At 73.9% G+C, this 20,900-nt stretch carries 15 protein-coding genes; 8 read left to right on the top strand and 7 right to left on the bottom strand.

All coding sequences use genetic code 11. The annotated features are described in order from the left end of the window. Window positions 1-8 precede the first annotated feature (8 nt). Window positions 9-1,457, bottom strand: coding sequence for a GAF domain-containing protein (locus ACGFNH_RS16140; RefSeq protein ID WP_393654480.1), 1,449 nt, complete (start codon window positions 1,455-1,457; stop codon window positions 9-11). A gap of 111 nt (window positions 1,458-1,568) precedes the next feature. Between ACGFNH_RS16140 and ACGFNH_RS16135 the strand changes: the two genes are divergently transcribed. After that, window positions 1,569-2,321, top strand: coding sequence for a PIG-L deacetylase family protein (locus ACGFNH_RS16135; protein ID WP_393654048.1), 753 nt, complete (start codon window positions 1,569-1,571; stop codon window positions 2,319-2,321). A gap of 57 nt (window positions 2,322-2,378) precedes the next feature. On the opposite strand, the gene ACGFNH_RS16130 is transcribed toward ACGFNH_RS16135, so the two are convergent. Then, complete coding sequence (locus ACGFNH_RS16130) at window positions 2,379-3,977, bottom strand: IclR family transcriptional regulator C-terminal domain-containing protein (RefSeq protein ID WP_393654046.1); 1,599 nt, start codon at window positions 3,975-3,977, stop codon at window positions 2,379-2,381. Window positions 3,978-4,260: 283 nt separating this feature from the next. Between ACGFNH_RS16130 and ACGFNH_RS16125 the strand changes: the two genes are divergently transcribed. Beyond that, window positions 4,261-5,451: a thiolase family protein gene (locus ACGFNH_RS16125; RefSeq protein ID WP_393654044.1), complete on the top strand. Its 1,191-nt coding sequence runs from the start codon at window positions 4,261-4,263 to the stop codon at window positions 5,449-5,451. A 33-nt stretch (window positions 5,452-5,484) separates the two neighbouring features. Further along, window positions 5,485-6,660 carry a 4-hydroxybenzoate 3-monooxygenase gene (locus tag ACGFNH_RS16120; RefSeq protein ID WP_393654042.1) on the top strand — a complete coding sequence of 392 codons (1,176 nt, stop codon included), beginning with the start codon at window positions 5,485-5,487 and terminating at the stop codon, window positions 6,658-6,660. Between the two features lie 81 nt (window positions 6,661-6,741). Here ACGFNH_RS16120 and ACGFNH_RS16115 read toward each other — a convergent pair whose 3' ends face one another. The 3 genes from ACGFNH_RS16115 to xylB all read right to left on the bottom strand — a co-directional run bounded on the left by ACGFNH_RS16115 (window position 6,742) and on the right by xylB (window position 10,189). Beyond that, entirely contained in the window at window positions 6,742-7,353 is a 612-nt protein-coding gene (locus ACGFNH_RS16115; RefSeq protein ID WP_393654040.1) for an N-acetylmuramoyl-L-alanine amidase, read from the bottom strand. A gap of 77 nt (window positions 7,354-7,430) precedes the next feature. Beyond that, window positions 7,431-8,723 carry an ROK family protein gene (locus tag ACGFNH_RS16110; RefSeq protein ID WP_393654038.1) on the bottom strand — a complete coding sequence of 431 codons (1,293 nt, stop codon included), beginning with the start codon at window positions 8,721-8,723 and terminating at the stop codon, window positions 7,431-7,433. Beyond that, window positions 8,720-10,189 carry a xylulokinase gene (gene xylB / locus ACGFNH_RS16105; protein WP_393654036.1) on the bottom strand — a complete coding sequence of 490 codons (1,470 nt, stop codon included), beginning with the start codon at window positions 10,187-10,189 and terminating at the stop codon, window positions 8,720-8,722. The genes ACGFNH_RS16110 and xylB overlap by 4 nt, the downstream gene beginning before the upstream one ends. 101 nt (window positions 10,190-10,290) lie before the next feature. Between xylB and xylA the strand changes: the two genes are divergently transcribed. Continuing rightward, entirely contained in the window at window positions 10,291-11,478 is a 1,188-nt protein-coding gene (gene xylA / locus ACGFNH_RS16100) for a xylose isomerase (protein ID WP_393654034.1), read from the top strand. 526 nt (window positions 11,479-12,004) lie between these two features. On the opposite strand, the gene ACGFNH_RS16095 is transcribed toward xylA, so the two are convergent. Both ACGFNH_RS16095 and ACGFNH_RS16090 read right to left on the bottom strand, forming a co-directional pair. Then, a complete protein-coding gene (locus ACGFNH_RS16095; RefSeq protein ID WP_393654032.1) occupies window positions 12,005-13,393 on the bottom strand; it encodes an SWF or SNF family helicase in 1,389 nt (462 codons plus the stop codon). 14 nt (window positions 13,394-13,407) lie between these two features. Continuing rightward, window positions 13,408-16,302: a DEAD/DEAH box helicase gene (locus ACGFNH_RS16090; protein ID WP_393654030.1), complete on the bottom strand. Its 2,895-nt coding sequence runs from the start codon at window positions 16,300-16,302 to the stop codon at window positions 13,408-13,410. Window positions 16,303-16,624: 322 nt separating this feature from the next. On the opposite strand from ACGFNH_RS16090, the gene ACGFNH_RS16085 reads away from it, so the two are divergent. The 4 genes from ACGFNH_RS16085 to ACGFNH_RS16070 all read left to right on the top strand — a co-directional run bounded on the left by ACGFNH_RS16085 (window position 16,625) and on the right by ACGFNH_RS16070 (window position 20,900). Next, window positions 16,625-17,680 (top strand): fatty acid desaturase family protein, encoded by a 1,056-nt coding sequence (locus ACGFNH_RS16085; RefSeq protein ID WP_393654028.1) that lies wholly within the window; start codon window positions 16,625-16,627, stop codon window positions 17,678-17,680. Between the two features lie 116 nt (window positions 17,681-17,796). Then, window positions 17,797-17,982: a hypothetical protein gene (locus ACGFNH_RS16080; RefSeq protein WP_393654026.1), complete on the top strand. Its 186-nt coding sequence runs from the start codon at window positions 17,797-17,799 to the stop codon at window positions 17,980-17,982. Window positions 17,983-18,183: 201 nt separating this feature from the next. Beyond that, window positions 18,184-18,726 carry an MOSC domain-containing protein gene (locus tag ACGFNH_RS16075; protein ID WP_393654024.1) on the top strand — a complete coding sequence of 181 codons (543 nt, stop codon included), beginning with the start codon at window positions 18,184-18,186 and terminating at the stop codon, window positions 18,724-18,726. Between the two features lie 722 nt (window positions 18,727-19,448). Further along, a complete protein-coding gene (locus ACGFNH_RS16070; RefSeq protein WP_393654022.1) occupies window positions 19,449-20,900 on the top strand; it encodes an FAD-binding oxidoreductase in 1,452 nt (483 codons plus the stop codon).

The following is a 20,900-nucleotide window of genomic DNA, read 5'->3' as shown; positions in this document are numbered from 1 at the left end:
GCAGGAGGCTAGGAGCGGCGAGGTTGCGACCACGTTGCGCCGGGCGGTCCGGCGGGGCCGTGTACGCGGTGACTGCCGGGAGGCCCGGCGGGGCCATGCATGCGGGGGCTGCCGGGAGGCCCGGCGGCGCCGTGGACGCGGGGGCTGCCGCGGTGCTCTGCGGGGCCGCCGCCGAGGCCCAGTTCGCCGTCGAGTTCGCCCAGCCGGGCCCGCGCCACGGCGGCGGTCACCGACCCCGCCGGCAGCGCGGCGGCCAACGCCGTCCACACCCGCAGGTCCTCCGCGCCCCATGGGCTGCGGGTCCAGACGTCCAGCAGATCCGGGTCGCGGCGGGCGATCAGCGCGGCCCGCAACTCGTCCTCGACCCGGCGCCGCAGCCGCTCCACCGCGGGAGCCCGCGACCCCGGCAGCAGCGGTCCGGTGTACGCGTCGAGGGCGGCGGCCGGGGCGCACGAGCCGAGCCGGCGCAGGACGGACGCGAAGTCCGCCTCGACCGGCACATCCAGCCTGTACGGGCGCGAGTGCAGGACGTCCTCGCCCAACAGGCGGCGCAGCCGGGAGAGTTCGGCCCGCAGGGTCACGGGCGAGACCGACTCGTCCTCGTAGAGGGAGAGAAGCAGCTCGTCACCGCTGAGCCCCTCCGGATGGCAGGCCAGCAGAACGACGATCTCGCTGTGGCGCGGACTGAGCCGGACCGTACGGCCTCCGTGCGCGAGCAGCGCCTCGTCGCGTCCGAGCGCGGTCAGCTCCAGCACGGGCCGCGCCGTGGGCGCCGGGGCCAGCAGCGCGAGCTGGGACTCGGCGGCGCGCGCGACGGCCTGGACGAACGCGAGGCTGTGCGGGTGGGCGAGCCGGTCCCCGCCGGTGATGTCCACGGCGCCGAGCACACGCCCGGTCCGCGGATCGTGCACCGGCGCCGCCGCGCAGGTCCAGGTCTGCACCGGACGGCTGAAGTGCTCGGCGGCGAAGACCTGGACGGCCCGGTCGACCGCGACGGCCGTCCCCGGTGCGTTGGTGCCCATCGCCGACTCGGCCCAGCGTGCCCCGGGGACGAAGTTCATACTCCCCGCTCTGCGCCGCGCACCCGCGTGCCCCTCCACCCACAGCAGCCTGCCCTGGGTGTCGCAGACGGCCAGCAGATGTTCGCCGTCCATCGCGAACGAGCCCGTCAGCTCGCGGAACAGCGGCATCACCCGGGCCAGCGGATGCTCGGCGCGATAGGTGCCCAGTTCGCCGTCGTCCAGTTCGACGGCGGCGGTGGAATCCGGGCTGACGTGGGCGCGAGCCGAGCGCTGCCAGGAGTCCACGACCACGGCCCGTACGGGGCGGTCCACCGAACCCGCCGCGGTGAAGGCCTCGTGGGCGCGGCGGATCGCGCCGACCCGCTCGGCGGGGTCGGCGCCCGGTTCGAGGGCGACCCACGGATTGACGGCCAATGCAGCTTCCCCGGGTGGAATGTCGGCTTTGATGGCACAGTGGATGGGTCCATCGTGGCCCTCGATCCGTGCTTCGACAACAGACCGGACACGAGCCCGTACAACGGGTTCCACCGGAGGAGGAGATGTCCGATGAGCGGGGAGCAGGCGCCTGAGCAACTCGAGCCGCTGCCGTCCGACTGGGAACGGTGCCTGGCCGTCGTCGCGCACCCCGACGACCTGGAGTACGGCGCCGCTTCGGCCGTCGCCACCTGGACCGACCGCGGTGCCGAGGTGCGCTATCTGCTGGTCAGCCGCGGCGAGGCGGGGATCGACGGGCTGGAGCCGGGCGCGTGCGCCGCCCTGCGTGAGCGCGAGCAGCAGGAGAGCGCGGCCGTTGTGGGCGTGACATCGGTGGAGTTCCTGGACCACCGGGACGGCGTCATCGAGTACGGCACCGCGCTGCGCCGTGACATCGCGGCCGCCGTCCGCCGGCACCGGCCCGAGCTGATCGTGACGCTCAATCACCACGACACCTGGGGCGGCAACTTCTGGAACACCCCGGACCACCGCGCCGTCGGCAGGGCGGTGCTGGATGCCGTGGCCGACGCGGGGAACCGCTGGATCTTTCCCGAACTCATCGATGAGCAGGGCCTGGAGCCCTGGGACGGAGTGCGCTGGGTGGCCGTCGCCGCCTCGCCCGAGCCCACACACGCGGCCGAGGTCGGCGAGGGCATCGAGCGGGGCGTACGGTCGCTGCTGGCACACCGGACCTACATCGAGGCGCTGACCGAGGAGGACCCCGAGGCGTACTGCAGGTCCGTGGTGTCCGGGACGGCCGGGCGGGCGGCGCCGCGCTTCGGCGGCCGTCCCGCGGTGGCCTTCGAACTCTTCCCGCTGCGCTGACCACGGGGCACATCGGTCCGCGGCGCGCTGTCAGGACGGCGTCCGCGGCGCGCGCTGTCAGGACAGCCGCAACGGCCTGCGCTCGAAAGCGATGTGCAGCTCGGACTCGATCCGCGCAGCGGTCTCGGTGAGGGCGGGCAGCAGCGTGGCCCGTGACTCCTCGGCCGTGCCCCGCCCGGTGTAGGTGGAGACGTTCAGTGCGGCGACGGGACGGCCCGCGCCGTCGCGCAGCGGCACCGCGAGCGATCGCAGCCCCTCCTCCAACTCCTCGTCCACCAGGGCGTATCCGCGGTCCGCGGCGTCGTCGAGGACCTGGCCGAATGCGTCGGCGTCGGTGATCGTGCGGGCTGTCAGCGGCCGCAGCTCCGTGATGGCGAGCTGTTCTGCCCGCTCCCGTGCACCGAGCCCGGCCAGCAGCACGCGCCCCATGGAGGTGGCGTACGCGGGGAAGCGGGTGCCGACGGTGATGTTGACGCTCATGATCCGGTACGTGGGGACGCGGGCCACGTACCGGATGTCGCCGCCGTCGAGCACGGCGATCGAGGCCGACTCGTGGACGCGGGCGGCCAGTTCCTCCAGATGCGGGCCGACGATCTCGGTGAAGCCGAGACCGGACAGATGGGCGTAGCCCAGCTCCAGGACGCGGGGCAGCAGCCGGAAGCGGCGGCCGGCCGACTCCGCGTACCCGAGGTGCTCCAGGCTGAGCAGCGACCGGCGCGCCGTGGCCCGCGGCTGCCCGGTCACCTCGGCCGCACGGGCGAGCGTGAGGCCGCCCGGGGCCGAGCCGAGGGCGGCCAGCACATCGAGGCCGCGGGCGAGTGACTGCAGGTAGGCGGCGCCGAGTTCCCGCTTCGCCGCACCGTCCGGCCGGCCGGACCGCGGGGCCGTCCCGGGCCCGTCGTACCCCGGCCGCGACCGGGCTTCGGCGACGGCGGTCTCCATGCCGGGCAGCAGTTCGCGCAGCCGGGGGAGTGCCACCGCGGCGAGGCTTTCCGCGGTGTGCCGGCTGGTGTGGCTGACGACGCTCATCGCGCAGACGGTCCGTCCGTCCGCGTCCCGTACGGGTACGGCCGCCGCGATGAGTCCCGGCTCGACGCGCTGGTCGTCGACGGCCCAGTCCGGTGCGGGGTCGCCTGCGGCGAAGAGGGCGCCGGGCGCGCAGCGGTCGGCCGGCAGGACGTCGCCGGTGCGGAAGACCGGGGACATCGCGCGACGCCTGACGACCTGGGTGATGAAGCGGACCGCGTCCTTCCCGTCCGGGACGGCGACGGAGACGGACTCGTCGAGCGCGTCGGCCAGGGATTCCGCGAAGGGCCGCAGCGGGTCGGCGAGGCCGCAGGACCTCAAGTACGCGTTGCCGAACTCCATCAGTCTCGGGGCGAGTTCGACATCGCGGCCGGCGTTCCGCAGGTGCCCGAGGTCGACCAGGGTCGCGACGACCCGGTCGACGGTGGAGCGGGCGAGGCCGGTGGCGTGCACGAGATCGCTCGGGCGCAGGCGGTGGTTCCCCGGCCGGGACATCGCGCGCAGCACCGTCAGGCCGCGGTCGAGCGGACCGACGACCGGGGTCTCCCCGTCGGACCGGTCGGTCACCGCGGTCGGGTCGGTCACTCCGGTCGGGCCGGTCACCTCCGGCGGGGCGGGGTCGCGCGCCATGCTGGCCTCCTGGTGCTTGCCGGGGCCTCCGGACTCTCCGGACTCTCCGGACTCGTGCGGTCGGGGACGGAGGCGACGTGGGGCCGAGTCGGAGCGGGGCCGAGCACGACGGGGACGGACCGGGGATCCTCCCGTGGCCCGGGATCGACGGGCCGCCACCCCGCCCGACCTGCCGACCGCACCGTTGACAGTCCGGCGCCGCCGGGCGGACACTCACTGCGCCCGAGATTATGAACGAAAGTTCATCCAGCGAACAAGCCCCCTGCCAGGAGGAGCGCTCCCCATGACCGACCGCCTGCGCGAGGTCTACATCGTCGACGCCGTCCGCACGCCGATCGGCAAGTACGGGGGCGCGCTCTCCGGCGTACGCCCGGACGACCTGGCCGCGCATGTCGTCAAGGCGCTCACCGACCGGACCCCGGACCTGGACCCGGGCCGGATCGACGACGTGTACGTCGGCAACTCCAATGGCGCGGGCGAGGAGAACCGGGACGTGGCGCGGATGGCCGTGCTGCTCGCCGGGCTGCCCGTCGGCATCCCCGGCGCCACGGTGAACCGTCTCTGCGGCTCCGGCCTGGAGGCCGTCATCCAGGCCGCCCGTGCCATCGCGACCGGTGACGCCTCCGTGGTGCTCGCCGGGGGAGTGGAGTCCATGACCCGCGCCCCCTGGGTGCTGCCCAAGCCGGAGCGGGCCTTCCCGGCAGGGAACCAGCAGATGTTCTCGACGACCCTGGGCTGGCGGATGACCAATCCGCGGATGCCGGAGGAGTGGACGGTCTCCCTCGGGGAGGGGGCCGAACTGGTCGCCGACAAGCACGGCATCACCCGCGAGCAGCAGGACGCGTTCGCCCTGGCCAGTCATGAGAAGGCGGCGCGGGCCTGGAAGGACGGGGCGTACGACGCCGAGGTGCTGCCCGTCGAGGGCACCGACCTCACGCGCGACGAGAGCGTCCGAGAGAACACCTCCCTCGAAGCCCTCGCCAAGCTGAAGCCCGTGTTCCGGAAGGACGGCACGGTTACGGCCGGCAACGCCTCGCCCCTCAACGACGGCGCCGCCGCCCTGCTGCTCGTGGACGAGGAGGGGCTGAAGGCCACCGGGCGGGAGCCGCTCGCCCGTATCCGCACCTCGGCCGTCACCGGCATCGAGCCCCAGCTCTTCGGCCTCGGCCCCGTCGAAGCGGTCGGCCGCGCGCTGTCCAAGGCCGGCCGGAACTTCGCCGATCTGACCACTTTCGAGCTCAACGAGGCGTTTGCCGCGCAGTCCCTGGGCTGCCTCGCCGAATGGCGCGACCTGGACCCGGCGATCGTCAACCCGCGCGGTGGCGCCATCGCCATCGGCCACCCGCTCGGCGCGTCCGGTGCGCGCCTCGCCGGAGCCGTCGCCCACCAACTCGCCGCCGCGGGCTCGGGCGTCGGCCTGGCCGCGCTCTGCATCGGCGTGGGCCAGGGTCTCGCGCTGGTCCTCGAACGCTGACCTCTCACCGCTCCCGCCCTCCAGGAGTACGCGTTGCGCACCACCGTCGGCATCATCGGCGCAGGTCCGGCAGGACTCATGCTGGCCCGGCTCCTGCACCGGGCCGGCGTGGACTCCGTGGTCCTGGAGGGCCGCGACCGCCGTTACGTCGAGCAGCGCCAGCGCGCGGGCATCCTGGAGCAGGGAACCGCCGACGCGCTGCGCGCCGCAGGCGCGGGCGCGCGGATGGACCGCGAGGGCATCGTGCACCACGGCATCGAGCTGCGGTTCGACCGGCGCGGCCACCGCATCGACTTTCCCGGGATCACCGGGGGCCGCAGTGTCATGGTCTACGCCCAGACCGAGATGGTGAAGGACCTCATCGCCCTCCAACTCGACGAGGGCGGCCCGCTGTTGTTCGAGGCCCGCGCCGTGGCCATCGAGGGCGTGGCGGACGGCAACCCCGCCGTCCGCTTCGTCCACGCGGGCCGCGAGCAGACCCTGCACTGCGAGATCATCGTGGGCTGCGACGGTTTCCACGGCATCGCGCGCGACGCGAACCCGGCCGCCGAGCGCCGTTCGTACGAGCGCCAGTATCCGTATTCCTGGCTCGGCGTTCTGGCCGATGTCCCGCCCTCCTGCGAGGAGTTGATCTACGCGCACTCGCCGCGCGGCTTCGCCCTGCACAGCATGCGGTCGCACCAGGTCAGCCGTCTGTATCTACAGGTCCCGAACGGCACCGACCCGGCCGACTGGCCCGACGAGCGCATCTGGGACGAGCTGGACACCCGGTTCGCCGTCGACTCCGACTGGAGACTGGAACGCGGCCCGGTCACCGCCAAGTCCGTCACGCCGATGCGTAGTTGGGTCACCGAACCGATGCGGTACGGCAGCCTCTTCCTCGCCGGTGACGCGGCCCACATCGTCCCGCCCACCGGCGCCGAGGGCCTCAACCTCGCCGTCGCGGACGTCGTCGTGCTCGCCGAGGCCCTGGCGGACCGGCATGCAACCGGTGCGCAGGAGCGGCTCGACGCCTACTCCCGCACCTGCCTGCGCCGCGTCTGGCAGGCGCAGCACTTCTCCTCCTTCATGACCACGGCCCTGCACACCGATCCTGGTGACACCCCGTTCGACGCACGGGTGCGGCTCGCCCGGCTGCACCGCATCGCCGATTCCACCGCCGCCTCGGCCGAGCTGGCCGAGAACTACACGGGCCTGCCCATCGGCTGAGCCGCGGAGGCCGGTTCGACGGTGCCGCCGGCTCGACGGTGCCGCCGGTTCGACGGTGCACCGGTCGGACGGTGCCGCCGTTCAGATGGTGCGGACGCTGCCCACCAGCCGCAGATAGCGCGCCCAGTCCCAGTACCGGCCCGGGTCCGTGTGGTCGGCGCCGGGCACCTCGTGGTGACCGATGATGTGGTCGCGGTCCCGGGGGATGCCGTAGGTCTCGCACACATACGCGGTGAGCAGCGCCGAGGAGAGGTACAGGGCGTCGGTGAACCACTCGGGCCGGTCCACCCACCCCTCGTGCTCGATGCCGATGCTCCGCGTGTTGTGGCCCCAGTTGCCGGCGTGCCAGCCGATGTCCTTCTCGCGCACGCACTGGGCGACCAGCCCGTCCCGGGAACGCACCACGTAGTGCGCGGAGACCCGGGACGACCGGTTCTGGAAGATCCGGATCGTGTCGGCGAAGGTCACCTGCGTGACGTGCACGACCACGCGGTCGATGCGATGCGCCGAAGGGCGGCGGGACACGGTGTAGTTGGACCGGGAAGCCGGGGACCAGTACGCACCGGGGTAGTCGGCGGGACGCCGGGGGCGGGCCGCGGCCGGCGCGGCGCTGCCCGCGCCCAGGGCGGTGGCGGTGGCAGTGAGGAGGCCGCCGCTCAGCAGGGTGCGGCGGGCGGGACGGTGAGGGTCCATGGGTTCTCCAGCGCGGGGAGTGCGCGTGCCGGCCCGCCGTCATGGTGACCGGACCGGCGGGCCCCGGGACGGGGACGTCAGCCCGAGCCGCCACCACGGGAGCCGGCGCGCCCGAGAGGATCGTCGAGTACGGCCTGCACAACGGAGTGCGCGGCCCCCAGCAACGGCCCGTCGCGTCCCACCCGGGAAACGGCGATCTCGCCGTACGGCCGGGTCACCCGTATGGTCAACTCGCGTTCCGTCGCGGGCAGCAGCCAGGGCGACAGCTCGGCCAGCGCCCCGCCCAGTACCACCGCCTGCGGATCGAGCAGATTCACCACACCCGCGAGTGCGATTCCCAGGGCCGTGCCGGCGTCGTCGAGGGCGCGCAGCACCGCCGCCTCGCCCGCCCCGGCGCGCTCCCGCAGCTCACCGACCCCCTCGCCGCCCCGCAACCCGGCCGCTCTCAGCACCGCTTCCTCGCCCGCGTACTGCTCCAGGCAGCCCCGGCCGCCGCAGGGGCATGTGGGCCCCTCGGGGTGGACGGGCACATGGCCCAGCTCGCCCGCGAAGCCCTGCGCACCCTGCATCAGAGCCCCGTCCACCACGACGGCCGCGCCGATGCCGATCTCGGCGGAGACATGCACGAAGTCCCGGCGGGAGGCGGTGCTCTCACCCAGCCGGAGTTCGGCGAGCGCCCCGAAGTTCGCCTCGTTGCCGACGGTGACGGGGACCCCGGGCAGGGCGACCTCCAGGGCGGGCCCGGTGTCCACCCCCCGCCAGCCGAGGTTCGGCGCGCGCACCACCGTCGCCGAGCCCCGGGCGACCAGCCCCGGGACGGCGACGGCGAGTCCGCCGGGTCGCAGCCCTTCCCGCTCCGCCTCCGCCGCCACGGTCCGCACCAGTTCCGCGAGCCGGGCCAGTACAGGCCCGGGTTCGCTGTCCCGCCCCGCGACCGGCTCCTCGACTCGTACGCGCACCCGACCGCGCAGATCGACGGCGCAGACGGCGAGATGGTCGACCCCGATCTCCGCGCCCAGTCCGGCGGGCCCGCGGTCGCCGATCGCCAGCGCGCTGCCGGGCCGTCCCACGGTGCCGGGGCGGCCCCGGCCCAGCTCCACCAGCAGCCCGGCGCGCGTCAGTTCATCGACGAGCGTGGAGACCGCGGCCCGCGTCAGCCCGATCCGCCCCGCGACATCGGCACGGGAGAGCGGGCCCTCGGCGGCGACGGTGTGCAGCACGAGGGAGAGGTTGCGCTGCCGTATGCCGTGCTGGGTGTGGGGCGCACGCCGTGTGCCGGGCGCGGATCGCGCGCCGGTCGTGGGGGCGGCCGATCCGGGCTCCTGCCGGTTCTGTTCGGCGGAGGCTTCCGCTTCCGGGACGCCGCTCACGCGCCTCCCAGCAGTCCGCCGGCCCCGGCCAGGGTCGTGCTGAGCCGCTCCCACGCGGCCTCGTCCCGGGCGACCGGCTCATAGGCGGGGCCATGGTCCGTGCCCCAGCGGCGGGCCACCGCCGCCGGGTCCTCTCCGGTCAGCACTCCGGCCGCCTGGGCGGCCGCGCCGAGGGCGACCAACTCCGCGGCGTGCGGCACCTGCACGGGGCGGCCGGACAGCCGGCGGACCGTCTCCCGCCAGGCCGTGCCCCGAGCGCCGCCTCCGATGAGCAGCACGGGTGGCGCGGCGCCGTGCGCCGTCTCGCCGTCCGCGGTTGCGCCATCCGCCGTCTCGCCCTCCAGCACCCGGTCGAGGGCGGCGAGCAGGGCGAACACCGCGCCGTCGTAGGCGGCCTGCAGCACCTGCCCCGGCGTCGTGTCGTGCCGCAGCCCGTGCAGCAGCCCCGATGCGTACGGGAGGTTCGGGGTGCGCTCCCCGTCGAGGAACGGAAGGCACACCGCCTCGCCGCCCGTCTCCACCGCCTCGCGGTCCCTCCCGAGCAGCGCGGCGATCCGGTCCACGGCGAGCGTGCAGTTGAGGGTGCAGGCGAGCGGGAGCCAGTCGCCGAGCGCGTCCGCGAAGCCCGCGACGGTTCCGGTGGGGTCCGCCGGGCCCCGGCGCGCGACCGCGTACACCGTCCCCGAGGTGCCCAGGCTGATGACCGGCTGCCCCGGGCGCAGCCCGAGGCCCAGTGCGGCGGCCATGTTGTCCCCGGTGCCGGGAGCCACCAAAGCGCCCGGGGCGAGCGGGAGTTCGCCGAGCCCGCCGCGTACGGCCCCGGCCGTCTCCCCGGGGGCCAGCACCTCGGGGAGGAGAGCGGGGGAGAGGCCGACGTGCCTCAGCAGCTCTTCGTCGTACGCGCCGGTCGCCGCCGACCACCATCCCGTGCCGGAGGAGTCCCCGCGGTCGGAGGTGCCGCGCCCGGTCAGCCGCTCCGTGAGGTAGTCGTGCGGCAGCCGCACCGCGGACACGGCGGCGGCCGCCTCCGGCTCGTTCTCGCGCAGCCACGCCCATTTGGTGATCGTGAAGGCCGGGGCGGGCACGCTCCCGATCCGCTCGGCCCACGCCTCCGGGCCGCCGAGTTCCTCCACCAGCCGGTCGCGCTGCGGGGCGGAGCGCACGTCGTTCCAGAGCAGCGCGGGCCGTACGGGGCGGCCCGCCGCGTCCAGCGTGACGAGTCCGTGCTGCTGGCCGCTTACGGACACCGCGGCCGCGTCGCGCGCCACTGGCCCGCACTGCGCCAGGGCCTCGCACAGCGCGCCCCACCACTGCTCCGGGTCGCTCTCCCGGGCCGGTCCTTCGCTGACCTGGTGCGGGGCCTGCCCGCGCGCCACGACCTCGCCGGTCGCGGCGTCCACGACCAGGGCCTTCGTGGACTGTGTCGAGCTGTCCACACCGACGACCAGCGGTCCTTCCGGTGCCATCGTCCCGTCCCTTTCCTCGTGGTGCGCGCATCGGGGGTTCCCCACTCTGCCGGTGCCCACTAATTTGTCAACAGCCATGATGAAAGAGTGAGGGAGCCGCGATGAGCTACCAGCCCACCCCCGACGACAAGTTCAGCTTCGGTCTCTGGACGGTCGGCTGGCAGGGCCGGGACCCGTTCGGCGAGGCGACCCGCCCCGCGCTCGACCCCGTCGAGGCCCTACAGCGCCTGGCCGGGCTCGGCGCCTACGGCGTGACCTTCCACGACGACGACCTGATCCCCTTCGGAGCGGCGCCGGCCGAGCGCGAGGCGCACATCAAGCGGTTCCGGCAGGCCCTGGAGGCCACCGGCCTCGTCGTCCCGATGGCGACCACCAACCTCTTCACCCACCCGGTCTTCAAGGACGGCGCGTTCACCGCCAACGACCGCGACGTGCGCCGCTACGCCCTCCGCAAGACGATCCGCAACATCGACCTCGCCGCCGAACTCGGCGCCAGGACCTATGTGGCGTGGGGAGGCCGCGAGGGAGCGGAGTCCGGCGCCGCCAAGGACGTACGCGACGCCCTCGACCGGCTGAAGGAGGCCTTCGACGTCCTCGGCGAGTACGTCACCGAGCAGGGCTACGACCTGCGGTTCGCCATCGAGCCCAAGCCCAACGAGCCGCGCGGCGACATCCTCCTGCCCACCCTCGGCCACGCCCTGGCCTTCATCGAGCGTCTCGAACGCCCGCACCTCTACGGAGTCAACCCCGAGGTCGGCCACGAGCAGATGGCCGGGCTCAACTTCCCGCACGGGATCGCCCAGGCGCTGTGGGCGGGCAAGCTGTTCCACATCGACCTCAACGGGCAGTCCGGCATCAAGTACGACCAGGACCTGCGCTTCGGGGCCGGGGACCTGCGCGCCGCCTTCTGGCTCGTCGACCTCCTCGAATCGGCCGGCTACGCGGGGCCCCGCCACTTCGACTTCAAGCCGCCGCGCACCGAGGGCGCCGACGGGGTCTGGGCCTCGGCGGCGGGCTGCATGCGGAACTACCTGATTCTCAAGGAGCGTTCGGCCGCCTTCCGCACCGACCCGGAGGTCCAGGCGGCGCTGAGGGTGTCCCGGCTCGACCAGCTGGCGCTGCCGACCCTGGACGAGGGAGAGACGGCGGCGGATCTGCTGGCCGACCGTACGGCCTTCGAGGACTTCGACGTGGAGGCCGCAGCGGACCGTGGCATGGCGTTCGAGCGGCTCGACCAGCTGGCCATGGACCACCTGCTCGGCGTGCGCCAGGTGTGCAACGTCCCCTGAAATCACCAACATTGGGCAAAATACCGGGACGGGTTCTGAGTCGAACCCGCGTCCGCATCCGTATTCGGGGGTGCGAGACCGGAACGGCACTTCCGTGGGGGAGGCGCCGCAACGGTCTTGCGGCACGCCGGGAAGGCGGACGTCGCGATGCGTCGTTCGCCTTCGGATGCGAGCGCGCCGGCCACCGGGCCGGTGACCGCCCGCAGAGGCGGCCGCCCCATCCGGGCCCCGCGGGGATCCGGGTGCCGAGGAGTCTGAGGGGTCCTCTCGGCGTCCGGCCCGGCGAGACCGCGGACGGGGAGTGCCGAACGGTGCGTGCCGAGTGGACACGGAGGGCCGGGCCTCGTTGCGGCCCGGCCCTCCGCCGTACGGGGCCGGCGATCCGACGTACTGGCACGGCCCTCCCCCGTACGTGCCCGGCGATCCCACGTACTGGCCCGGCCCTCCGCCGTACGTGCCCGGCGATCCGACGTACGGTGCCGGGTCCATGGGAATGCGTTCCAGGACGCCCTGCGGAGGCGGCCGTTCAGTCCGTGCCGTCGAGCAGCAGGGCCAGTGCGGCGGCCGGGTCGACTCCGGCCGGGCCGGCCGGACACCAACGTCCCCGCTCCTTCCGGTAGGGCCACCAGCGCCCGTCGCGCCCGTAGCGCAGCTGCGCGTCCGTGCCGACCGCCGTCCAGCGGTTCCCCGTGGCGCGCAACCGCGGTGCGCGCTCCTGGTCGGCCCAGGCGGCGGAGAGCTCCGTCATTGCCCGCGCCAGGGCGTCCGGCCCCGGGGCCCAGTCCTCCTCCAGCACCGCCAGCGCTGCCGGGCCGCCCTGTCGCCAGGCGCGTACGGCCAACGCCATGCCGGGTCCGTCCCGGCCGCTGCCGTCGGCGAGGCGTGCCGCGATCGGGGCGGCGGGACCGGCGGCCGCGAGCCGCACGGCGTCCCGGCCGGGCGTCAACTCCTCCGGAACCGGCGACAGGTGGTGCGACGACGACAGGGCGTCGGCGAGCAGCAGCGCCGCTCGCGCCGCGGCGTCGGAGGCGAGGAATTCCAGCGCGGGCACGTCCAGTCCCGGCGCCGGATCCGTGCCACCCGTGAGGAGGGGCGGGCGGCCCGGCTCCGCGAGCGGCGCGGGAGGCGGGGGGAGAGGCGGGAGCGCTCCGGCCGCCGCGAACGCCGCCCGGGCCGGTACGCCGTCCTCCGCCCCCCGGCGGTCCCGCGTGCTCCGGCCGCCCTCCGCGCCCCGGCGGTCCTGCCCGCTCCCGCCGTTCTCGGCGTCCGGTTCGTCGTCAGGTCCGGGGTCCGTCGCGGTTCCTGCCTCCACGTCCCGGCAGGCCCGCGCCGCGCTGCGCACCTGAAGCTCGGTGAGCAGCGCGCGTTCACCCCGGCCGCGCATCAGCAGCAGCACCAGCGGATCCCCGTCCAGCAGCCGCGCCGTCTGGTAGCTCAGCGCGGCGGTGTGCGGGCAGTGGTCCCACGCGCCGCACGTGCACTCCGGCTCCAAGTCCCCGATTCCCGGCAGCAGTTCGACACCCGCGGCCGCCGCGTCCTCGACGAGATGGGGCGGCATGTCGCGGTCGAGCAGGGCGGCGATGTGCCCGGCCCGGCCGGCGACCGTCTCCAGCAGCCGGTCCCACTCCGTCTCCCCGAACTCCCGCAGGAGAACGTCCGAACGGTGGGGCGTACCGTCACGGTCGCGCACCACGGCGGTGATCCGGCCCGGTCTGACGGACACGGCACCCACCGCGCCCTGGCGCGCGTACAGGCGGCCCCGCGCCAACTGGCCGGAATCCAGGGCGGTGTCCTCCAGTGCCGTGAGCCAGGCCCGGCCCCACCACGTCTGCGCGAAACCACGCCCCGGCGCGGGTGGCAGGGCCTCGAAGACGCGCTCCGGGTCGCCGGAGTCCGCGCCCTGGCCCGACCTCATGTGTTCTCCCCCGGTCATCGCCCGTCCCTCCGCAGCGCCACCAGATCAGCCAGCTCCGCGTCGGTCAGCTCCGTCAGTGCTGCCTCACCACTGCCGAGCACCGCCTCCGCCAACTCCCTCTTGCGCTCGAGCATGTCCGCGATGCGGTCCTCGACCGTGCCCTCGGTGACGATGCGGTGCACCTGGACCGGCTGCGTCTGGCCGATCCGGTAGGCGCGGTCGGTGGCCTGCGCCTCGACGGCGGGATTCCACCACCGGTCGAAGTGCACGACGTGGGCGGCCCGGGTGAGGTTGAGCCCGGTGCCCGCCGCCTTCAGCGACAGCAGGAACACAGGGACCTCACCGTTCTGGAAGCGCTCCACCATCTCCTCGCGGCGGGCCACCGGCGTGCCGCCGTGCAGGAGTTGGGCGGGCACGCCCCGCGCGGCCAGATGGCCCTCCAGCAGCCGGGCCATCTGCACGTACTGCGTGAAGACCAGGACGCCCGCGTCCTCGCTGAGGATGGTGTCCAGCAACTCGTCGAGCAGCTCCAGCTTGCCCGAACGGCCCGTGAGCCGCGGCCGGTCCTCCTTCAGGTACTGCGCCGGGTGGTTGCAGATCTGCTTGAGGGCGGTGAGCAGCGCGACGACCAGACCGCGTCGGGCGAACCCGCCGGTGCCGGAGATCTCCGCGAGCGTCTCGCGCACCACCGCCTCGTACAGCCCGGCCTGTTCCTTGGTGAGAGCGACCGCCCGGTCCGTCTCGGTCTTCGGCGGCAGTTCGGGTGCGATGCCCGGGTCGGCCTTCCGCCTGCGCAGCAGGAAGGGACGGACCAGCCGGGAGAGCCGCTCGGCGGCCGCCGGGTCCCGGCCGCTCTCGACGGCGTCGGCATAGCGCCTGCGGAACGAGCCGAGCGAACCCAGGAGTCCGGGCGTGGTCCAGTCGAGGATCGCCCACAGCTCGGACAGATTGTTCTCCACCGGCGTGCCGGTGAGGGCCACGCGCGCCTCGGCGCCGATGGTGCGGAGCTGCCGGGCGGTCGCGGAGAACGGGTTCTTGACGTGCTGCGCCTCGTCGGCGACGACCATGCCCCACGGTCCGGCCGCCGCCAGCCGTTCGGCGTCGAGCCGCATGGTGCCGTACGTGGTGAGCACGAACGCGTCGTCCGCCAGGCCGTCCAGGCTGCGGGCGGAGGCGTGATAGCGGCGTACGGGTGTGCCCGGCGCGAACCGCTCGATCTCCCGCTGCCAGTTGCCCATGAGGGAGGTCGGGCAGACGACGAGGGTCGGTCCCCCTGCGCCGTGATGCGTACGCAGCGCCTGCCGGTGCAGATGGAGCGCGATGACGGTGATGGTCTTGCCCAGGCCCATGTCGTCGGCGAGACAGCCGCCGAGGCCGAGCCCTGTCATGCGGTCCAGCCAGTCCAGGCCGCGGAGTTGGTAGTCGCGCAGGGTCGCGGCGAGGGCAGCGGGCTGCGCCACCCGCACGCGGTCCGCCCCGCCTCGCTCCGGATCGGCGAGCAGGTCGCGCAGCGCCGCCAGCCGGCCCTCCGCCTCCACCTCGACGGTCTCCCCGTCGGCCTCGGCCGTCCCGGTCAGCGCCGCGCCGAGGGCGTCGACCGGCGCGACCTTGCGGTCCTGCCTGTCGCGGGCGCGGCGGGCCAGCACGGGATCCACCAGCACCCACCGGTCCCGCAGCCGTACGACGGGGCGTCCCGCTTCGGCGAGGCGGTCCAGCTCCTCGCGGGTGAGGTCCTGCCCGCCGACCGCGAAGCGCCAGCGGAAGTCCAGCACGGCGTCCGCGGACATCAGGGACGGCAGGCCGGACTCGGGACGGTCCGGGCCGGTGTCGTCCTTAGCGCCGATGACGGCCCTGGCGGTGAGTTCGCGGGCCAGCTCCTTCGGCCAGTGGACCTGCACGCCCGCCGCGTCGAGGCGTCCTGCCGCCTCGCCCAGGAGTTCGGTGACCTCCTCGTCGGCGAGCTCGATGGCGTCGGGCACGGCGGCGGACAGCAGCGGGGACAGCGGAGCCCAGGTGCGGGCGGCCCGGCGGAGCGTGAGCAGGGCGTCCATGCGCGCGCGGGGCCCGAAGGCGCGCGGGCCCCGGCCCGCGTGTCCGGCCCACACCTCCGAGGCATCGGCGACGAGCGCGGCGTCGGTGAGGCTGTGCACCTGCACGACGGCGCGGAACCGGAGTCCGCTCTCCGTGTCGGACCCGCCGTCGAGGAGGCCGGGCAGTTCGATGCGCAGCGAGACCCGTACGCCCGCGTCGTGTCCCGCGGCCACATCGGCGGCCCAGTCGCGCTGTTCCGGCAGCCGCTGCGGTTCGGGGGCGGCGAACGCCGGGCCGCCGGCGGCAAGTGCCGCGGCGGGGGAGCGGGGCAGGCCGTCGGCGACCGCGTCGAGGAAGGAGCGCAGCAGCCGTTCGGGATCGGGCAGACGCAACGGGTCCGTGCCGGGCAGGGGAACGGCGTGGGCGGCCGGTGGCATGGCGGCCGCGAGATCGCGCAGCCGGCGCAGGTCGTCGGGGCCGAGCGGCCCGACCCGCCAGGCGTCGTGGTCGGTGGCCGTCAGGCCGGGCAGCAGGCGACCGCGGGCGACCAGCTGGAGCGCGAGCACCGCCGCGGAACCCCAGAACACGGCGGCGGGATCGCCCTGCGCGGCGCGGGCGCGGGTGAGGACGGGCACGGCGTCGCGGACCGGCAGGACCACGGCGCGTACGGTCCGCTCCCGGACGTCGTCGCCGTCCGGGACGGCGACGGTGAGGTCCTCGGAGACGCCCGGTGGCTCGTGCGGATCGCCGTCGGGGGACCAGAAGGCGACCCGGCCGGTGCGCGCGGGGTCACCGGGCAGGAAGACCGCCGAGCAACGGGAGAGCCGGGCGATGTCGGACGGAGCTGGCGCGGAAGACCGATGCACGGAACTCTGCATTCCTCAAATTTGACTAGTGAACCCGGGGCGCCGAGGGTACCTCACGCAGGCACCCCTGCGGGAGCGCCGCCGCGGTGAGCAGGATCACGTGACGTGCCGCCGCGGAACCGACGCACGGCGCGCGGGCGGACCGTGGCATCGGGCCGCCGCTGACGTGGACGGTCGTGCCGCGCCGGCGGACGACGGTGTACCCAGCCCCCCGCGCAAGGATGGGGCTGGCCCCCGCGCATCCCGGGTGTTGCCGCCATGGCTGCCGGCGGACCCAAGTCCGTACGTTTCCACAGGTCAGCGCATTGCGATCGATCACGGACCGGAGACCTTCATGCCGCAGGCCCCCGCAGCGACCACGGAAACCGCACCCTCCGCCGCCGCTCCGCCGGACACGGGAAGCGAGTTCACCCCGCTGCTGCGGAAGGTGAAGGAGCAGGGCCTCCTCGAACGCCGCACGGGCTGGTACGCGGCGGGCATCACCGTCAATCTGCTGCTCCTGGCCGCCGTGGCCACCGGCATCCTCCTCGCCGGAGACACCTGGTGGACCCTGCTGCTCGCCCTCCCCCTGGCCGTCCTCTCGGCCCGTACCGCCTTCGTCGGGCACGACGCCGGGCACGCTCAGATCGCCCGCAGCCGCCGTGCCAACCGGGCCATCGGCCTCGTGCACGGCAATCTGCTCCTCGGTATGAGCTACGCGTGGTGGAACGACAAGCACAACCGGCACCACGCCAATCCCAACCACATCGAGAAGGACCCCGACGTGGGTGTCGGCGCCCTCGTGTGGACCGCCGAGCAGGCGGCCGAGCGGAGGGGCTTCGCCGGCTGGGTCACCCGCCACCAGGCGAAACTGTTCTTCCCCATGCTGCTGCTCGAAGGGTTCGCCCTGAAGGTCACCAGCTTCCAGGACCTGCGGCGGCAAGGGGCGCGCGAACGCGCCGTGGAGGCGCTGCTCCTGGTCGCGCACCTGGCCGGTTACGCCGCCCTGGTGCTCACCGCCCTGCCCCTGGGCAAGGCGCTCGCCTTCGCGCTCCTCCACCACGCGCTCTTCGGCCTCCACCTCGGCATGGCCTTCGCGCCCAACCACAAGGGCATGGAGATGCCCGGCCAGGACGACCAGCGCTGGGGCCACCTCCGCCGCCAGGTCCTGACCTCGCGCAACGTGCGGGGCAGTGTCCTCACGGACTGGATGCTCGGCGGGCTGAACTACCAGATCGAGCACCATCTCTTCCCGAACATGCCCCGGCCCCACCTGCGGCTGGCCCAGCCGCTCGTCCGGCGCCACTGCCGCGCGCTGGGGCTGTCGTACGCCGAGACCGGGCTGCTCGACTCGTACGGCCAGGCGCTCCGGCACATGCACGCGGTCGGCGCTCCGCTGCGTCCGGAGTGAGACTGGAGAGAGGCGGCGCCGGGCGCCGTACGCGGTGAAGGGCACCGGGGAACTGTCGGGAGTGTGTGCCCGTTCACAGGATGACCACGGGGGTCGCCGCTAAGGAGGCGTCGGAGATGTCGAACGGAGCCAAGGTCGCTGTCGGTGGCGTGGCGATAGCGATCGTTCTGCTGATTCTCGGAGTGCCCCTCTGGGGCGTGCTGCTGGTGCTGTTCGGCGTACCGGCGGTCGGTTATCTCCTGCTCGACCCCTCGCAGCGCCGGAGGCTGCGCCGGGTGAGCAGGAAGGAGCTGCGCCGCTGAAGACGCCGAGGCGAGGGGGGTGAGGCTCCCCGAGGGTGCTGGGGCGCTGGGGCGTGGCGCCCGAGGCGCCCCGTGCCCGCACTGCCGGTTGTTCCGGTCCGGGCCGGGGGTGTCCGGCAGCCCCGGGTAACGGGTCGGTCTCCGGCAGCCCCGGTTAAGGTGATCACCGGGTCCACGGGGGACCACCGGAGGGGGAGAGCCATGGGTGCCAGGGTCACGGCGGTGAGCCGCAGCGGTGCGCACGACTTCAGCAAGCCCACGCAGGACAGCATCAGGCTGCTGGCCCGGCTGGGCGTCGAGGGTGACGCGCACCTGGGAGTGACCGTGCAGCACCGTTCGCGCGTCGCGCAGGACCCCACGCAGCCGAATCTGCGCCAGGTCCACCTCATCCACGAGGAGCTGTTCTCCGAGGTCGCGGCGGCCGGGTTCGCGGTCAGCCCCGGCGAGCTGGGGGAGAACGTGACCACGGCCGGTATCGACCTGCTGGCGCTCCCCGTCGGCACGCTGCTGCGCCTCGGCGACGCGGCGGTGATCGAGGTGACGGGGCTGCGCAATCCGTGCCTGCAGATCGACATGTTCCAGGACGGACTGCTGAAGCAGGTCGTGGGGCGTGACGAGGACGGCGGCGTCGTCCGCAAGGCGGGAATCATGGGGATCGTGGTGACCGGCGGTGAGGTACGGCCGGGCGACTCCATCGCCGTCGACCTGCCGGCCGAGCCGCACCGCCCGCTGGAACGGGTGTGAGCGGACAGCGGCCCGGGCGTCCGGCCCGGGGTGTCGATGCCCGCTCTTCGCGGGTGAACGGCACGCCCTGCGACCGGAGTTGAGCGACCTCCGCCTCGTACGCCCGGGGGTGAGCGAGGCGTTGCGCCCATGCCGCTCCACGCTCGTCGCCGGGCTGAGCATGTAGGTCCGCGCTCGGCCTTCGGCTGCGTACGCATGCCGCCCCGCGCTCCTCGTACGACTGCGGATGCGAGAGGTTCCGTGGTCGCCGTTCGGCTGCGTGCGCATGAGGCTTCGCGCTCGCCGCTCGGCTGCGTACGCTGAGGCTTCGTGCTCGTCGTCCGGGCCGTATTCGCAAGACGCTTCGCGCTTGCCGTCCCGCCGCACACTCACGCCGTGGTCAGGCCGCCGCCACCGCACGCCGTGACCCGCGCGCGGCGGTTACGGCATCCTGCCGAGCGGCGCACACCCCCGCCGCGCCGTCGGTTCACCCGCACACCCGCCCCCGGACGCCGTCGCAGCGAGCGCACCGGGTCCCGGACGCATCTCGGCATCCGGGACCGGACCCGTGCGAACACCGTGCGAAAGGGATGTCTCGCGCCCCCGCGCAAACATAGATGCAACAAGGGGTTGACCCTTAGATGCAACACCCCTAGGTTCCGAGCCGCGGTCTGTGGGTTCCGGATCACGGAATTCATGGGCGCTGTCGCCGTTCTGTCACGTGATCAGGAGGCCGCGGCACCATGATCGACGACGCGCTGCGCCGGAAGTTCGAGGACGCCCTCGGCCCCGGCGCGGTCCTCCACGATCCGCTCGAGCTGCGGACGTACGAGTGCGACGGACTGACCGGCTTCCGCGAAGTCCCCGCACTGGTCCTGCTGCCCGGCACCACCGAGGACGTCGCGGCGGCCGTGTCCCTCTGCGCCGACGCGGAGATCCCCTTCGTCGCCCGCGGCGCGGGCACGGGACTGTCCGGCGGCGCCGTACCCGTGGCCCGGGGCGTCGTGATCTCGCTGGCCCGGATGCGCCGGGTGCTGGAGTTCGACCCCGAGGACCGGCGCATGGTCCTCCAACCCGGCGTCACCAACGCCGAGATCTCCGAACTCGCCGCACCCTGCGGCCTCTACTACGCCCCGGACCCCTCCAGCCAGATCGTCTGCACCATCGGAGGCAATGTCGCGGAGAACTCCGGTGGCGCCCACTGCGTGAAGTACGGATTCACCGTCCATCACGTGACGGCACTCCGCGTCGTGCTCCCGGACGGCTCGGTCGTCGACCTCGGCGGCGACGCCCCTGAGACCGCGGGCCCGGACCTGCGCGGCCTGTTCATCGGTTCCGAGGGGACGCTGGGCATCGCCACCGAGATCACCGTCCGGCTGCTGCGCATCCCGGAGAGCGTACGGACCCTCGTCGCCGACTTCTCGACGGTGGAACAGGCGGGCGAGGCGGTGAGCGCCATCATGGCGGCCGGAATCACCCCGGCGGCCGTGGAGATGCTCGACGCCCTCGCCATCGAGGCGTGCGAGGCCGCGGTGGGCGCCGGCTACAGCCGCGACACCGCCGCCGCCCTGGTCGTCGAACTCGACGGTCTGGAGCAGGAGTGCGACGAGCAGTTCGAACGGGTCGTCGCACTCTGCCGTGAACAGGGCACCACATCGGTGCGCATCGCCGAGGACCCGCACGAGCGCGCCCTGATCTGGAAGGGGCGCAAGGCGGCCTTCGCGGCGGTGGGACGGATCAGCCCCGACTATCTCGTGCAGGACGGCGTCGTGCCCCGGACCCGGCTCGCCGAAGCCCTCACCCGTATCGCCGCGATGGGACGGGAAGCGGGCCTTCGCGTGGCCAACGTCTTCCACGCCGGCGACGGCAACCTCCATCCGCTCGTCCTCTTCGACAGCCGCGCCGGCGAAGCCGAGCGAGCGGAGCAACTCTCCAAGGACATCGCCGAGATGTGCGTCGAGCTGGGCGGCTCGCTCAGCGGAGAGCACGGAATCGGCCTCGACAAGGCCTGCTCCATGCCACGGATGTTCGGCGAGGACGACCTGGCCGCCATGCGGCGCGTGCGCACCGCCTTCGACCCGGACGGACTCGCCAACCCCGGAAAGGTCCTGCCCACACCGCGGTTGTGCGGCGAACGCCCGGGACCGTACCGGCCGCATCCTCTGGAGTCCGCCGGCGTCATCGAGAGGTGGTGA

This window comes from Streptomyces sp. NPDC048639, assembly GCF_043199075.1.
Taxonomy (GTDB): domain Bacteria; phylum Actinomycetota; class Actinomycetes; order Streptomycetales; family Streptomycetaceae; genus Streptomyces.
This window is presented reverse-complemented; position numbering and strand designations above follow the sequence as displayed.

Excerpts from the sequence above, each read along its gene's own strand:
- ACGFNH_RS16115 (WP_393654040.1), bottom strand. The coding sequence starts at position 7,353 with ATGGACCCTCACCGTCCCGCCCGCCGCACCCTGCTGAGCGGCGGCCTC.
- ACGFNH_RS16135 (WP_393654048.1), top strand. The coding sequence starts at position 1,569 with ATGAGCGGGGAGCAGGCGCCTGAGCAACTCGAGCCGCTGCCGTCCGAC.
- ACGFNH_RS16085 (WP_393654028.1), top strand. The coding sequence starts at position 16,625 with ATGCCGCAGGCCCCCGCAGCGACCACGGAAACCGCACCCTCCGCCGCC.
- ACGFNH_RS16070 (WP_393654022.1), top strand. The coding sequence starts at position 19,449 with ATGATCGACGACGCGCTGCGCCGGAAGTTCGAGGACGCCCTCGGCCCC.
- ACGFNH_RS16090 (WP_393654030.1), bottom strand. The coding sequence starts at position 16,302 with ATGCAGAGTTCCGTGCATCGGTCTTCCGCGCCAGCTCCGTCCGACATC.
- ACGFNH_RS16125 (WP_393654044.1), top strand. The coding sequence starts at position 4,261 with ATGACCGACCGCCTGCGCGAGGTCTACATCGTCGACGCCGTCCGCACG.
- xylA (WP_393654034.1), top strand. The coding sequence starts at position 10,291 with ATGAGCTACCAGCCCACCCCCGACGACAAGTTCAGCTTCGGTCTCTGG.
- ACGFNH_RS16075 (WP_393654024.1), top strand. The coding sequence starts at position 18,184 with ATGGGTGCCAGGGTCACGGCGGTGAGCCGCAGCGGTGCGCACGACTTC.
- ACGFNH_RS16130 (WP_393654046.1), bottom strand. The coding sequence starts at position 3,977 with ATGGCGCGCGACCCCGCCCCGCCGGAGGTGACCGGCCCGACCGGAGTG.
- ACGFNH_RS16095 (WP_393654032.1), bottom strand. The coding sequence starts at position 13,393 with ATGAGGTCGGGCCAGGGCGCGGACTCCGGCGACCCGGAGCGCGTCTTC.
- xylB (WP_393654036.1), bottom strand. The coding sequence starts at position 10,189 with ATGGCACCGGAAGGACCGCTGGTCGTCGGTGTGGACAGCTCGACACAG.
- ACGFNH_RS16080 (WP_393654026.1), top strand. The coding sequence starts at position 17,797 with ATGTCGAACGGAGCCAAGGTCGCTGTCGGTGGCGTGGCGATAGCGATC.